Source organism: Mesorhizobium sp. M0991 (assembly GCF_040318915.1).
In the GTDB taxonomy this organism is placed as follows: domain Bacteria; phylum Pseudomonadota; class Alphaproteobacteria; order Rhizobiales; family Rhizobiaceae; genus Mesorhizobium.
On record NZ_JAMYNE010000008.1, the window covers coordinates 81,450 to 95,912 of the forward strand.

Annotated in this window: 14 protein-coding genes; 5 read left to right on the plus strand and 9 right to left on the minus strand. The window is 62.0% G+C overall.

The features are described from left to right. Nucleotides 1-133 precede the first annotated feature (133 nt). Entirely contained in the window at nt 134-1,144 is a 1,011-nt protein-coding gene (locus NKH70_RS14345) for a DUF2336 domain-containing protein (protein ID WP_352914519.1), read from the plus strand. A gap of 10 nt (nt 1,145-1,154) precedes the next feature. Here the strand turns inward: NKH70_RS14345 and NKH70_RS14350 are convergent, their stop codons facing one another. The 3 genes from NKH70_RS14350 to NKH70_RS14360 form a co-directional block, all read right to left on the minus strand. Beyond that, complete coding sequence (locus tag NKH70_RS14350; protein WP_352914516.1) at nt 1,155-1,502, minus strand: DUF1491 family protein; 348 nt, start codon at nt 1,500-1,502, stop codon at nt 1,155-1,157. Between the two features lie 94 nt (nt 1,503-1,596). Next, nucleotides 1,597-2,370, minus strand: a complete 774-nt coding sequence (locus NKH70_RS14355) for a peptidoglycan-binding domain-containing protein (protein WP_352717386.1) — start codon at nt 2,368-2,370, stop codon at nt 1,597-1,599. Beyond that, nucleotides 2,345-4,090, minus strand: coding sequence for an ATP-binding protein (locus tag NKH70_RS14360; RefSeq protein WP_352914653.1), 1,746 nt, complete (start codon nt 4,088-4,090; stop codon nt 2,345-2,347). Before NKH70_RS14360 ends, NKH70_RS14355 begins: the two co-directional genes overlap by 26 nt. A gap of 519 nt (nt 4,091-4,609) precedes the next feature. On the opposite strand from NKH70_RS14360, the gene NKH70_RS14365 reads away from it, so the two are divergent. Both NKH70_RS14365 and NKH70_RS14370 read left to right on the plus strand, forming a co-directional pair. Then, the gene (locus tag NKH70_RS14365; protein ID WP_352914651.1) at nt 4,610-4,978 is read left to right on the plus strand and encodes a DUF5330 domain-containing protein; all 369 of its coding nucleotides are present in this window, start codon (nt 4,610-4,612) and stop codon (nt 4,976-4,978) included. Between the two features lie 112 nt (nt 4,979-5,090). Next, a complete protein-coding gene (locus NKH70_RS14370; RefSeq protein ID WP_352468926.1) occupies nt 5,091-5,519 on the plus strand; it encodes a SufE family protein in 429 nt (142 codons plus the stop codon). Between the two features lie 103 nt (nt 5,520-5,622). Here the strand turns inward: NKH70_RS14370 and NKH70_RS14375 are convergent, their stop codons facing one another. Beyond that, nucleotides 5,623-6,048 (minus strand): Ros/MucR family transcriptional regulator, encoded by a 426-nt coding sequence (locus NKH70_RS14375; RefSeq protein ID WP_023677844.1) that lies wholly within the window; start codon nt 6,046-6,048, stop codon nt 5,623-5,625. Nucleotides 6,049-6,462: 414 nt separating this feature from the next. Then, on the minus strand, nt 6,463-6,834 hold the full coding sequence (locus NKH70_RS14380) for an SH3 domain-containing protein (protein ID WP_352914513.1): 372 nt from the start codon (nt 6,832-6,834) through the stop codon (nt 6,463-6,465). A gap of 114 nt (nt 6,835-6,948) precedes the next feature. On the opposite strand from NKH70_RS14380, the gene NKH70_RS14385 reads away from it, so the two are divergent. Both NKH70_RS14385 and NKH70_RS14390 read left to right on the plus strand, forming a co-directional pair. Further along, nucleotides 6,949-9,078 (plus strand): S9 family peptidase, encoded by a 2,130-nt coding sequence (locus NKH70_RS14385; RefSeq protein ID WP_352914510.1) that lies wholly within the window; start codon nt 6,949-6,951, stop codon nt 9,076-9,078. A 90-nt stretch (nt 9,079-9,168) separates the two neighbouring features. Continuing rightward, entirely contained in the window at nt 9,169-9,552 is a 384-nt protein-coding gene (locus NKH70_RS14390; protein WP_352914508.1) for an SET domain-containing protein, read from the plus strand. Here NKH70_RS14390 and NKH70_RS14395 read toward each other — a convergent pair. The 4 genes from NKH70_RS14395 to NKH70_RS14410 form a co-directional block, all read right to left on the minus strand. Continuing rightward, nucleotides 9,549-12,131 (minus strand): AMP-binding protein, encoded by a 2,583-nt coding sequence (locus tag NKH70_RS14395; protein ID WP_352914506.1) that lies wholly within the window; start codon nt 12,129-12,131, stop codon nt 9,549-9,551. The genes NKH70_RS14390 and NKH70_RS14395 overlap by 4 nt on opposite strands. A gap of 113 nt (nt 12,132-12,244) precedes the next feature. Beyond that, entirely contained in the window at nt 12,245-13,195 is a 951-nt protein-coding gene (locus NKH70_RS14400) for a cytochrome c (RefSeq protein ID WP_352721260.1), read from the minus strand. Between the two features lie 9 nt (nt 13,196-13,204). Beyond that, nucleotides 13,205-13,648: a c-type cytochrome gene (locus NKH70_RS14405; protein WP_352914504.1), complete on the minus strand. Its 444-nt coding sequence runs from the start codon at nt 13,646-13,648 to the stop codon at nt 13,205-13,207. Between the two features lie 174 nt (nt 13,649-13,822). Beyond that, nucleotides 13,823-14,419, minus strand: a complete 597-nt coding sequence (locus tag NKH70_RS14410; RefSeq protein ID WP_292658465.1) for a superoxide dismutase — start codon at nt 14,417-14,419, stop codon at nt 13,823-13,825. Between the last annotated feature and the right edge of the window lie 44 nt (nt 14,420-14,463).

The window sequence follows — 14,463 nt, forward strand, 5'->3', positions numbered from 1 at the left end:
GATTAAGAAGGCAGTAGGTTAACGGAGCGCTAACGGATCGCCGCTAAATTGATCTTTGTTCTTGGGAAACGCGAAACCGGTACAGCCCGGCAGAGCGCCCTCCAGATCGTGTCGAGTGTCGGGCGTATCCTTCGTGTCAGCTTCGGATTTCAGGCAAATCGCAGCAGGAGCTGAATCGGGAAAGGCCGAAAGGCTGTTCCGCGCCGCCGTGTCGGCATTCTGTTCGCTCACCCGCCCTTCGCGCCGGGAGATCGCGCAGCTCGAAGACCTGACGCTGCCGCTTTTCGACAATGTCTCGGTTGAATCGCGCCGCTACGTCGCGGCAGCCCTTTCCGAATGCGAATATGCACCCGCCGCGCTGGTGCGGCGGCTTTGCCAGGAGCGGGTCGACATCGCCGCTCCGCTGCTCATCCGCTCGCGCGCCCTCAGCGACGTCGACCTGATCGCGCTGATCGGGCGTCACGGCCTGCCGCATGCCCGTGCCATTGCCCGCCGCAAGGATCTCAATCAAACGATCGCGGATCTCATCAAAGTGCTCGAAAGGCCGACGCTGGTACGGTCGCAACAGCCCGAGGCGACTGCCAACGCCGCGTCTGAAAATGCCGAAGTGGTTGCGGCCGATGCCAGCAGGCAGGAGGCTTCCGATGCCGCCGCCGAAACTGTACGCCGCCGGCTGCGATCCATGATGCGCGCCGAGAGCGGCACCGCCATCGGTTCGTTCGTCGAGCCGCAAACCTACGTCAAGCTGCGCGAGACCGCGCTGACCGGCAATGCGGCGTTCTTCCAGACAGCGCTCGCCGATGCGCTCGAAGTCGATTTCTCAACGGCGCGAACGCTCACTGCGAGTCACAACTACACGCCGCTGCTGGCCGCCTTGCGCGCGCTCGACCTTAGTGAAGACAAGGCGTTCCTGATCACGGCGGCCATCTATCCGACCGAGTTTCCGCACCCGCAGGCGATCCGCATCTTCCTCGACCGCTACCGCCTGCTGCACCGCGACGCGGCGTTGGACAGGCTCCGCGGCTGGAAGGCCGACACCGTGTCGAAAATAGTTCGCAAGCCTGGGCGCGTCGCCGCAAATGCCGACCTGCGCAAGCCGAACAGCGCCGATATAACCGCCACCCCAAAGGCGCGTCGCGTCTGAAGGCTTGCCGTTACGACGTCTTGACCGAGATAAGCTCCTCAACGGGAATGGCGCCCGCCTCGATTTCGACCACCCAGATATCCGGATCGAATCTATTCTCGCGCTCCAGCCGCGCGTCGAAGATGGCGGCATCGTCGCCTTCGCCGAGCAGGCTGAAAAAGCGGTCGTCCGGCCTGGCCGAATCGTAGCTCGTCTGCGGCGCCGGCCCGAACAGCGCCATCTCCCCCAGCCTGCCACGCGCCAGCACGAAAACCGCGCCGGCTTCCGTCGCGCCGCGCTTGACCACGGCGGCAAAGCCGCCGGCACTGAAAACCCGGCGCAACAGCGCCGACACCCACAGATCGGTGGTTACGCGCATAAAAAATTCCTGGACATGCGGCGGTCCTTACAGCATCGGCCGGAAGACCGTAAACGGTCTTTGCCGAGCCGACCGCCAAGCGGCCGTCAGACCCTCAGTTGGTCAGGCCGATCTCGCGCATCTTGACGTAGACGATCTCGTCGGGCTCGCCGGTCTCGGGCAGGCCGAACAGCGCCTGGAATTCCTTGATCGCGGCCTTGGTGCGCGCGCCTACGACGCCATCCAATTGCATGTCGTCATTGCCGAACGCTTTCAGTCCGGCCTGGATCTTGACGATGCGGGGATCAGGCGTTTGCGCTGCCGCATTTGCCGGTGCGGATACCGGAATGGCGGCCGGAGCAGCGGCCGTTTCGACCGGCCGCGGCACCGGACGCGGAACCACGGCCGCGGTCTTTGGCGTGGCGCCCAGTTGATCCAGCAGGACGCCGTCGATCTCGCCGGAGGCATTCAATCCGACCTTCTGCTGATAGGCCTGGATGGCCTTGCGCGTATTCGGTCCGGGAATGCCGTCGACGGTGCCGGAATAGAAATCGAGATCCTTCAAGATGCCCTGGACCTGTTCGACGACCGGGTCGCTCTTGATCGGCGCAGCGGCCGGACGCACGATATTGATGGTTGTTTCGGGCTCGTCGCTCTCCGCCCGGGGAAAGCGCTCGATGCTCCTGGTGACGAAAAACGCGCCGGCATGGGGAAAGGGCTGGTACCAAAGAGCGTTCGCCGAGACGTAGAACAGCGTCACCAGGAATGCGGTGGAGCCGCCGACCACAACAGGATTGCGCGAGATCAGGCTGCCCAGCGCCATCGCTCCGTGCTCGAAGGCATTGCCGCGGCGTTTGACCGCCTTAGGCTGTTTTGCGGAGCGACCCATTGCTCTCCCCTTTGCCACCGTCCGCTCTGGCTTTGGCTGCCGACATCGGCACCACGCCAGTCTTCTCCGTCGAGCGGCCCGTCGGGCCGCTCACGGGAAGGCTGATCGTCACCGTGGTGCCCTCGCCCGGCATGCTTTCGATCGACATGGTGCCCTCGTGCAGCGCCACCAGCCCCTTCACCAGCGAAAGCCCGAGCCCTGTGCCTTCGAAACGGCGGGTATAGTCGTTCTGGATCTGCATGAACGGCTTGCCGAGATTGGCGAAATCTTCCTCGGCGATGCCGATGCCGGTGTCCCGGACCCAGAAATGCAGCCGCGAGCCGATCCGCTTGGCGCCGATGACGACATTGCCGCCTTCGGGCGTGAACTTGATCGCGTTGGAGACGAGATTGATCAGGATCTGCTGCACTGCGCGCCGGTCGGCATTTATTTCGCCTGCGTCCGGCGCAATCTGGGCCTGCAGATCGATGGTCTTTGCCTCGGCTTGCAGGCGCATCATCGACTGGCACATCTCGACTGCTTCGCGGAAGCGGAACGGTTCCGGTTCGGTCGCGTAGGCGCCCGATTCGATCCGCGATACGTCGAGTATCGAGGTGACGACGGCAAGCAGGTGCTGGCCCGAATCCCTGACCAAGCCGACATATTCCTTCTGGCGAGGATCCTTGAAGCTGCCGAACATCTCGTGCAGCAGCATGTCGGAAAAACCGATAATGGCATTGAGCGGGGTGCGCAGCTCGTGGCTGACGACGGCAAGGAAGCGTCCTTTCGCCACCTCGGCGGAGGCAGCCGCCTCATTGGCTGCGGCAAGCTCCTGGCGCAGTCCGGCCACTTCATCGTTTTCGCGCAGAACGAGCGTGAAGACAGTCTCCTGCCCCGGCGCGCGCATCATCTCGAGCGAGAATGGCTGGTAATTGTCGGCTGTCACGCCGCTGTTCTGCGGCAGCCGGACGCGAAGGTCGAGCCGGCGCGACAGGGCGCCATCGCGCATATCGGCCAGCGCACTGAGGTACGGGACGCGATCAGACAGATGGACGCGATCGAAAAGTCCGGTGCCGAAAAGCAGCTCCGGCGGCAGCCTCAGCATAGTGCGTGCCTTGGCCGAGGCGTCCAGAACCTCGCCATGCGCCGCGATTCGCAGCACGACGGCATCGATCAGGTCTTCGAGCCGGTCGCTGCCGGCCGGATCGAGCTGTGCGTTGGCAGCGCCACGAAGCGGAGCGATACGCGGAATGAGCGTCAGCGCCCAGGCCAGTGGTACCAGCCAGTGCCATACGGCGATTTCGGTCTGGCCGAGCGGCAAGACGGAACCGGCGAAAGGCTGCAGCAGGACTGCGACAAGGGCCGATATGGCACCCCAGATCACGGCCCGGCGCGACTGGCCGATCCACCAGGCTTCAAACGGCAGCGCCACCGCGAGCACGGCAACCGGCGATGCCAGACCGCCGGCAGCAGCGATAAGGGCACCGAGCGCAACGCTGCCGACGACCACGGCGAGTTGGCCGGCCAGGGTCATCTTGCCCGATGCAGCCACCAGCAGGGCGGCGAACCAGCAAAGGCCGAACGCCGCAAAGATCGCAGCAACAGTAACGGCCGCCCCCATGCCCGACGTGACCAGCGTCACCGCTGCACCCGCGCTGAAGAAAGGAGCCGCCAGCATGACGCCAATGAACCGGCTGTGGTGGCGACGATCGCTCTGACCGAGGACGGACGGATGAACCATCCGTTCGCAACCGGCGGCTATCGCGCCTGGCAACTCGGCGTATCTGGCCTTGATCGCACTCAACTCAACGCACCCGGTCGTGAACGGCCCTGCTTTGCAGGCGGCTTTTGTCGATCCGAAACTCGCATCCAGCGTTTAAGGAATGGATAAGGCTGGGCCGATCGTCCCCCGGCAGGCTGCAAATATCGGGATACCGGCGGGGAAAAACCGGGGCAATTGCCGCCATAGTAAACGGAGCGTTATCCGGACCGCCCGCGCCTGACGTTGCGGCCGATGGCATCAAACTGTCACCAATGCAAAAAATAACGAGGAAAAACAAGCGGTTGGATGGTTATCATTTGCTGAATAAAATCTGAGCCTTTCGAGGCTAATGAACTTCAAAACGCTTCGTTTCGAATCTGCCTAAAATTTGAGGAAAACTGTTGCTTTCGAGACAAGCCGTCCTTTGCGCGTCTGTGCCAATATCGCGGTACAAGGGTCGTGCGGTTCGAATGCATGACCGTCATAAAGGACAGACAGATGGGCTTTCTGATAAGAGCTGCTTTCTGGTTTTCGCTGGTGCTTTTGGCGCTGCCGCTGGGTGTCGGCTCCGATGATGCGGGCCGCGAAAGCGTCGGGCCGCTCCAGGCGCTGTTTGCCGCGCGCGAAGCCGTCGGCGACATCGCCGGCATCTGCGAGCGCAAGCCGGACGTTTGCGAGACCGGCAAATCGGCAATGCACACCATCACCGCCCGGGCAAAGGAGACCGCCAAGATCGCGGCCGCCATGCTGGACGACAAGGCCGCTGAACCCGATACGGTGACGACCACCGGCAGCGTGCCCGAGGAAATCGTCTTGCCGGCGAAAGTCGATTTGCCGCTGAAAGTGCACTTGCCGGCAAAGAACTGAGACTGTTTCGGCCGAATTCATCGCCAAACCGTAAAGCTCCCCGCGCCCGGCACCTGCGGCGTTTCTCCTCTTTTTCCGTGACGTGGCAGCGCCGGATGACTATATCCGGGGAATGACGACGACGATCCAGACCATCCGCGACGACTTTTCCCTGCTCGACGAGTGGGAAGACCGCTATCGCTATGTGATTGAACTGGGTGAAGCGCTGCCGCCGTTTCCCGACGAGCAACGCATACCGGCCAACAAGGTGCCCGGCTGCGTCAGCCAGGTCTGGTTGACCACCGAACAGGGCGAAGGCGGCGATCCCGTTATCACCTTCAAGGGGGATTCCGACGCCCATATCGTGCGCGGCCTGGTCGCCATCATGCTGGCGCTGTTTTCGAGACGGCCGGCCAGCGAAATCCAGAGGACTGACGCAGAGGCAACGCTAAAGGCGCTCGGACTTGACGAGCACCTGTCGCCGCAGCGCGCCAATGGTCTTCGCTCGATGGTCAAGCGCATCAAGCGTGACGCCGAGGCAGCGCTGAAGCAGACCGCCTGACCGGACGGCAGTTGCCGGCAGCGTGGCGGGTTCGACCTTGACCCCATAATACAAAACGGCGCCCGCGGGCGCCGTTTGAGTGTCAAACCGGAAGAGCCGCTTGTCAGCGTCCCTTGCGCTTGCGGCCGAGACCCATCTTCTTGGCGAGCTGCGAACGGGCGGCCGCATAATTGGGCGCAACCATCGGATAGCTCGGGTCCAGGTTCCACTTTTCGCGATACTGGTCCGGCGTCAGATCATAGTGGGTCATCAAGTGACGCTTGAGCGACTTGAACTTCTTGCCGTCTTCGAGACAGATAATGTAGTCGTCATGCACCGAACGCTTCGGATTTACCGCCGGCTTCTGCTTGTCAGCAGGCGGCTGCTCGGCGGCCCCGCCGACGCGCCCGAGAGCGGCATGGACATCGGCGATGAGGTTCGGCAATTCGCCGACCGGCACGGGATTATTGCTGACATAGGCGGCCACCACGTCGGCGGTGAGCTCGATCAGCGCGTCACTGTTTCTGGAAGGTGTTTCGGTAATATCCATGGCGTTCAGGCCCCAACGAGAATTGTTTCTGTTTGCGCCCGTTCTGATAGGCTGGGCATCGCGCGAACTTGTGCAGGAAAAAGCCTCCGCGATTCGCGTCGCGGTATCTTAATGGGCCTGGGCGCCAAGTAAGTCAATTCGCTTCTTGCGGTCTATTCAGCGATGCAAGTCAAATCTTTCATATTCAGCTTCACTCTTTCGTGCAGAGTGTAACTTTGCCGTTTTTTCTGGTCAGACCAGCATCGACTGACGCCGCGGCAAGCAGCCATTACACAGACGGCAGCAGGTAAATAGAGCTCAATGCTTGATCCTGCCGGCAGCATTACAGCCTGGCCAATCGGCGGATTCAGTAAAATCATAGGTTGAGAAGCGTTACTGTTGCTCGTGAGCCTTCGGCCGGAGCGGCGTGCTGCGTCACTGAAACGGGGTGATGTATTTCCCGTAGACCCAGCCGGTGACGAACTGGCCGTTCTGTGCCGGATCGTGCCAGACTTGGCACCAGTGATGGCGGATCTTCTGTTTCTGCTGCCAGTACGAATGGTGGGCGAGATCGAGCAGGTTTATCCCACCGGTGCATTTGCCGGTCATCTGCAGCACCGTCCCGTTGGGATAGGCGGCCTGCTTCTGCGAGGTTCCTGAAGGATATTTGCGCACGTTGAGCGTGTCGCCGAACGGCACATTGGCCACTTGCCAAGCCGCAAAGGCAGTTGCATGTGATTGACCGGCATTGGCCAGGGTCATCGCAGCGACGGCGAGGGCTGCGGCAGTCCGAGAAAAAATATTCATTGTCCTCTCCTCCGCCCATCTTCTGAAGGCACCACGACAATAGATCGTAGCCCTTGAACCCGCGCTGATCGGCGTGTTCATTCGCCATTCAAGTAACTTCCATAGCGAGACGTAATGACCAAAACCCCAGTGTTTCCGACCGCCACCCCACCGCAGCCGGAGAAGCGGCCGATCTTCGACACGCATCACGGCATGACGCGGACGGACGATTATGCCTGGCTGAGGGCCACCAATTGGCAAGAGATGTTCAGGGATCCGTCCCTGCTCGACGGCCAAATCCGCGCCCACCTCGAAGCCGAGAATGCTTACCAGGCGGCGCTGATGGCCGATACGGTCCAAATGCAGAAGCAGCTTTTCGCGGAAATGAAGGGACGCATCAAGGAAGACGATTCTTCCGTGCCGATGACGGATGGGCCCTACGCCTACGGCTCCTCCTTCAAGCTTGGCGGCCAGCAGCCGCGTTATTTCCGCACGGCGCGCGACGGCGGCGACAAGCAGATCTTGCTCGACGGCGATGCCGAGGCCGAGGGCAAGCCCTATTTCCGCCTGGGCGGCGTCGATCATTCGGACGACCACAGCAAGCTGCTCTGGGCCTTCGACGACAAGGGTTCCGAATTCTACACGCTGCGCGTCCGCGATCTCGCCGGCGGCAACGATCTGGCGGACAGGGTCCCGGACACCGGCGGCGGCGGTGTGTGGGATGCCGGCAATGACGGCTTTTTCTACACCCGCCTCGACCCCAACCACCGTCCTTCCAAAGTGCTGTTCCATGCGCTTGGCGACAGTCCTGAAAACGACCGGCTGATCTACGAGGAAACCGATCCGGGCTTCTTCATGGATGTCGGCGGCACACGCTCCAACGAGTGGATCATGATCGGCATCAACGACCATGAGACGTCGGAATACCGCATCATGAACGCCAACGACCCGTTCGCAGAGCCGAAGCTGGTTGCGGCGCGCCAGACCGGCCTGCAGTACGAGCTCGAGGAAGGCGGCGACATCTTCTTCATCCTCACCAATGCCGACGGCGCCAAGGACTTCAAGATCATGACGGCGCCGGCCCATGATCCGGTGCGCGCCAACTGGCAGGAACTGGTGCCGCACGAAGCGGGCCGGCTGATCCTTTCGGTGATCGGCTTCAAGGACCACATGGTCCGGCTCGAGCGCAAGGAAGGCCTGCCACGCATCGTCGTACGCGACCGCAAGAGCGGCGAGGAGCACCTGATCTCCTTCGACGAAGAAGCCTTCTCGCTCGGCCTGTCCGGCTCCTACGAATACGACACCGAGATCATGCGCTTTTCCTATTCGTCGATGACGACCCCGGCGCAGGTCTTCGATTACAACATGCGCACCCGCGAGCGGGTGCTGCTCAAGACCCAGGAAGTGCCGTCCGGCCACGACCCCGAGCACTATGTCACGCGCCGGCTGATGGCGCCTGCCGCCGACGGCGAACTGGTGCCGATCTCGCTCCTCCACCACCGCGACACACCGCTCGACGGGTCGGCACCTTGCCTGCTTTACGGCTACGGCTCGTATGGCATCACCGTGCCGGCCGCGTTCAACACCAATCTGTTTTCGCTGGTCGACCGCGGCTTTGTCTACGCGATAGCCCATGTTCGCGGCGGCAAGGACAAGGGCTATGGCTGGTACGACGACGGCAAGCGGGCGAACAAGATGAACACGTTCACCGATTTCATCGCGGTCGCCCAGCACCTCGTCGTTGAACGCTACACCGCGCATGATCGCATCGTCGCGCAAGGCGGTTCGGCCGGCGGCATGCTGATGGGCGCGGTCGCCAACATGGCGCCGCAATGCTTCGGCGGCATCGTCGCCGAGGTTCCCTTCGTCGACGTGCTCACCACCATGCTCGACGCCAGCCTGCCGCTGACGCCGCCGGAATGGCCGGAATGGGGCAATCCGATCGCCTCGGCGGAGGATTACCGGACCATCGCCGCCTATTCGCCCTACGACAATGTCGCCGCACTCGACTATCCGCCGATCCTGGCGCTGGCTGGCCTGACCGACCCGCGCGTCACCTACTGGGAGCCGGCCAAATGGGTGGCACGGTTGCGCGACCGCAAGACAGGTGAGAATCCGGTGCTGTTCAAGATCAACATGGATTCGGGCCATGCCGGCGCCTCCGGCCGGTTTTCCAGGCTGGAGGAAATCGCCTTCACCTACGCCTTCGCGCTCAAGGTGACAGGCAAGGCCGAGCTTGCCGCTGCAGCCCGGCCCGACGCCTGATTTTCCGCTCGCAATTGCAAAGGCCGCGCGCTACCCAGTGCGCGGCCTGTTCAAAGCCGCCGCCAACACTCAATCACCCAGGGATCTGCTATGTTGCTCGTCGATGTCTATCTCGACAAATCGCCCATCCAGGGCATCGGCGTCTTTGCCAAGAACCATATTCTCCGCGGCACGCTGGTCTGGAAGCTCGACCCGAAATACGACCGCCGCATCGAGGTGGCGGCCTACGAACGGGAAACCGGGCCGGTGAAAACCTATCTCGACCGCTACGCCTACCCGGACCGGCGCGACCCGAACTACATCGTCTTCGAGGCCGACGATGCGCGCTACATGAACCATGCCGACGACCCGAATTGCGACGTCTCGCAGCCGGAGGAGACCTATGCCTTGCGCGACATTGCGCCCGGCGAGGAAATGACCTGCGATTACAATCACTTCTTCGAAACCGGCTTCGACTTCCTCGGCGACCGCTAGACCGAGTGCAATTCCGGCTGGCGTCCCATCGCAGATCTGCTGAGCAGGTTACGAAGACTTGCCCAGGCCTTGCCGGCGACGATACCGATGCCAATGCCGCCCGTAATCGCCAGCAGATGAAAGAACGGAGCGGGTAGCGTGCTTGCCACGGGCGCCAGCACGAAGCGGTGCGACAGATAGATAGGAAAGGCAGAGACAGCAATCAGCGTCACCACACGGCCCACCCCGCCCGGCAAGCGAACACGCGGCACGTAAAGAACAGCCAGAAGCGCCGCGAAAATGGTTAGATACTTGACCGTTGTGCCGAGCCAAACTGTCTCCCAGAGAGCGAGATAGCCCAGCACTGCCGCGGCGAACGCCGTCAAAATGAGCCTTCTTGCCGGATTGTCGGCAAAACCGGCACACCAACCGAAGACGGCGAGGTGGAAGACCCAGTAGATCGTAAAGATCTGGCGGTTGCCGATGTCGACGAACGGGGGGATGGAAAAACGCGCAGCGACGGCAAGCCCCAGCAGGCCGAGCGAGAAGGCGAAGGGTCGCACCTGCGCCAACCTGCGCGCGGCCGGCACGGCGAAGATGAGGGAGAAGACGAGAAGGGTCTGCGCATAGGCCTCGATGAACCAGTAAAGATAGGGAATCATCTCGTGGCGCTCCGGCTCGGCATAGCCGAAATTACCTGTAAGCGTCATCGAGGCCCAAGGAACCGCCTGCCAGGCGACTGCATAGGCCGCGACAATGAGGAAATAGGGGATCAGGACGTCGATCGCAGGCCTTAGCGCGTGTCGGAATCGACCGGTTAGGAAATGGGTTGACTGGAAGCGGGCCAGGCTGAAGCCGGCGAGCAGCATCATAACGCCGGAGCCGCCGGGAATAGGCCAGAGCGTCTCGTGATGTACCACCACCAGCAGGATTGCCATCACCCTTAGCACCAACTCGGTCGGCAATCCGCGTGCCTCTTTGCGCTTGAAGGGCCATCTCCCACTGCGGTTGCCAAGTTCGGCGATGCTCAGGTGTTCCCAGCCGTCCGGCAAGTGAACATCAAGGCGTTCGAGTTCCATGATCAACTGCAGGAAGCGGAGGGAATCCCCGCCGAGCGTGACGAAACTGTCGTTGCAGCCAACGGTCAGTGGATAGAATACGCGGCTATAAGCACCAAGCACGCTGCCCGTCTCTGAGCGGACCTCCGTCCGCCTTTTCAGCCTCTCCTGCTCAAGGCATGCATAGTCAATCTTGCCCGAAGCAAGCCTGGGAAAGTTCTCGCGCGCAGCAACGCAAACCAGGTTGGCCGGGAGACGACTGGCCTCGGCGAGGATGCACTGCGCCCTTCCGGTCGTGTCTACGTCGATCACATAGGCCTGCAGCCCATCATCGTCACCGAGGACCGCGGCAGCAATACCCGCCCGCCCCAGCGCCTGCTCCATGATGTCGAAGCCGATCCTGAGGCCTGCAACCTTGGCGAAGCGGCTCTTGCGCCCGACGATGCGGAAGAAACCCTGTTCGTCCCGCATGGCAATATCGCCAGTATTCAGTGCCTCGAGCTCGGCGCCGCGTGCGAGGTCACAGCGCCGATCGCCATACCCCATCATCACGTTTGGGCCGCGATAGACAAGTTCCCCAGGAGTGCCCGATTGGCTAATCGGCTTTCCTTCGGCATCGACAAGGCCAAGGCTGCCTCCGGGGATGGCTATGCCGATCCGCTCCTCGCTGTCGGAAAGGCTTTCCGGCGGGACGAAAGCAATGCGCGCCGTCGCCTCGGTCTGGCCATACATGACGAAGAAGCGGCCGCTCTTGGCGTGCATGTGGTCTCGGTAGAGGCGGACAAGGTCGGATCTGAGTTGTCCGCCCGCCACTGTCATCATGCGTAGCGCCTTGAGCTCGGCGGCGCGGAAGCGCGCCCTCTCCAGGAGTTCGTAGGAGTACGGTACGCCGGAAAAATTTGTGCAGCCGGCGTCGCCGATCACCCCGAGGAAATCGCCGTTCATGACCGACACGCCAGGAAAGAGCACGCTGCCGCCGGCAATCAGATGGGAATTGAGGACCGACAGCCCATAGGAATAATGGAGTGGCAGGACCAAAGCGGCCCGGTCGGCGGACGATAGTTCGAGATAGGCTGCGATCGAGCGCGCATTGGCTTCGAGATTGCCGTAGGAAAGCCGTACCGCCTTGGCAGCGCCCGAGCTACCGGATGTCATAAGCAGCAGCGCGAGATCGGGGTGCAACGGCTGCGCGTCCCTCCTGGGACGAGTCTCTTTGATGAGACGCCAGCGGCCATCGGCTGGCCGGAAAGTGAAATCCGGCTGGAAGGCCGCTAGAAAATCATTCCACAGCCTCTCGTCGCAAGGCGGCATCATGGCCACCGCGTGGCCCGCCCGCAGGGCCCCGAGATAAGCGACAACCACATGCTCCGAGGCTTCGGCCGAGATGGCAACGAGCAGCTTTTCTCCTTGTCCCAGCTGCGTGGCGAAGCGCAGCGTACGGCTGTTGAGTTCCGCATAAGAGAGCGCTCGCCCGTCGGCAAACAGAAGCGCCGTGCGACTCTCGCCACGGGCGATTTCGGGCACAAGGTCGATAGAGGGCATGAGAAGCTTCGGACCACCAGAAAACCAGCCGAAGCGCCTATGATACTTGAGTATTCAAGTCAACTAATACGCAGACGTTTGCAATGCGCCTCGTGACTCCCAGGGTTCCCGGATCAGCTCGACGGCTTCTTGCGAGCCGGATAGCCGTTGGGATGCGGCGGCACGGCTTTCAGATAGGCGGCGATCGCCGAGCGGTCCTCCGGGGTCAGCACGGCCATGTTCCGTTGCACATCGACCATTGCGCCGCCGACCGTATCGAAGTCCGGCGTGAAGCCGGTTTCGAGATAGTTGGCGATGTCGGCTTCGGACCAGTCGGCGATGCCGCCCTCGCCCGACGTGACGTTCGGCACGATGCCGCTGCCTTCGGCGGCGGCGGCACCTGCCAGCCATTGGCTCTTCCTGGTGCCGCCGGTAAGGTCCCGCGGCGTGTGGCATTCGCCGCAATGGCCGGGGCCTTCGACTAGGTAGCGGCCTGTCAACACCGGATCCGATGTGCCGTCGGGAAAGGAAACGACCGGCTGGTCGCTCAGATAGAGCAGCTTCCACAAGCCAAGACCGCGTCGGACATTGAACGGAAATCCCAGCGAATTGGCGGGCGCCTTGCCGGCGACCGCGGGTAACGTCTTCAGGAATGCATAGAGATCGGCAATGTCGGCCGGCTTCATGCGCGCGTAGGAAGTATAGGGAAATGCCGGATAGAGATGCTCGCCCGACGGTGACACGCCCTTCAGCATGGCGTTGGCAAAGTCCTCGACCGACCAGGCGCCGATGCCATCCCTGGTATCTTGCGAGATGTTCGGCGGAACGAAGGTGCCGAATGGCGTCTTGAGTTCAAGGCCGCCGACCAGCTGAAGGCGGGCGTCACCTTGCGAGGCGGGCTTGGCATGACATGATGTGCAGCCGCCGGCGTAGAAGATGCGCTTGCCCCTGGTGGCGTCGCCAGGACCAAGCTCAGCCAGCGTTGCGGCATCGAGCCTGACCGGAGCCGACAGGAACCAGCCGGCAATCGCGGCGACGCCGCCCAGAACGAGGGCGGCGCCGACGAGCTCCTTCAGCAAGGGCATCGGCCGGGATTAGCCTTTTTTCACCCTGTAGCCCTTATGGCAGGTGCCGCAGTCGCCGCCGATGGTGTTGAACTGTGCCTTCAACGCCTCGGCATCCGCCGGTGCTGCGGCGACCGCCGCCTTGACGTCGGCGAGGTACTTGCCTTCAGCCGTCTTGAAACCGGCCATGTCCTGCCAGATTTTTGGGGACGCCGTGGTGTCGCCGGTGTTGCTGCCGGCCGGGAAAAGCGTGTCGACGCCGGCATGGAATTTCTCGGCATTGGCCTGCAGTGCCTGCAACGCCGTCAGCACCGAAGCTGCGTCGTAGGGCGTCTCGCCCTTGACCACTTTCGACAAGCCGGCGGCGATCTTGCCACGTTCCTTCATCAGGGCCTGCCGGTCAGCGACCGGGTCGGCAAATGCCGCCGAACCGGCGAAGGCGAGCATCGAGATGGCGAGGATAAGCTTTCTCATTCACTTGGCTCCATGTTGAAGGCAATTCAGGATGCGGTCCCACCCCGATGACAAACGGCAAGGATGGCTAAAAAATTCCGACGCTTCGCCTCACGCTTGCGTGAAATTTTTGCAGCTGTCGTTCTGATGCTGAAAAAGAAAAGCCCCGGTTCTGCCGGGGCTTTCTGGAACGGATCAGGCCTTTTCGTAGAGTTCGAGCACATAGTCCCAGTTGATGAGACTGTCGACGAAGGCTTCGAGATATTTCGGCCGGGCGTTGCGATAATCAATGTAGTAGGAATGTTCCCAGACATCGACGCCGAGGATCGGCGTCGCGCCATGGACGAGCGGGTTCTCGCCATTCGGCGTCTTCGAGATCGCCAGCTTGCCGTCCTTGACCGAGACCCAGGCCCAGCCCGAACCGAACTGGGTGGTGCCGGCGGCGATGAAGTCGGCCTTGAACTTGTCGTAGCCGCCAAGATCGCTGTCGATCGCCTTTTGCAAGGCGCCCGGCAGCTTGTTGCCGCCGCCGCCCTTCTTCATCCATTTCCAGAAATGGATGTGATTGTAGTGCTGGGCGGCATTGTTGAAGAGGCCCGCATTCTTGCCGAAGGACTGTTTGACTGCCTCTTCGACCGACAAATCGCCCATGCCCGCTTCGGCGGCCAGCTTGTTGCCGTTGTCGACATAGGCCTTGTGGTGCTTGTCGTGGTGATATTCCAGCGTTTCCTTGGACATGTAAGGCTGCAAGGCCTCGTAGTCATAGGGCAAAGCGGGCAATTCAAAAGCCATCGGTCGTACTCCCTCGTGAAAAAATCCGGTGTCGATACCGGACT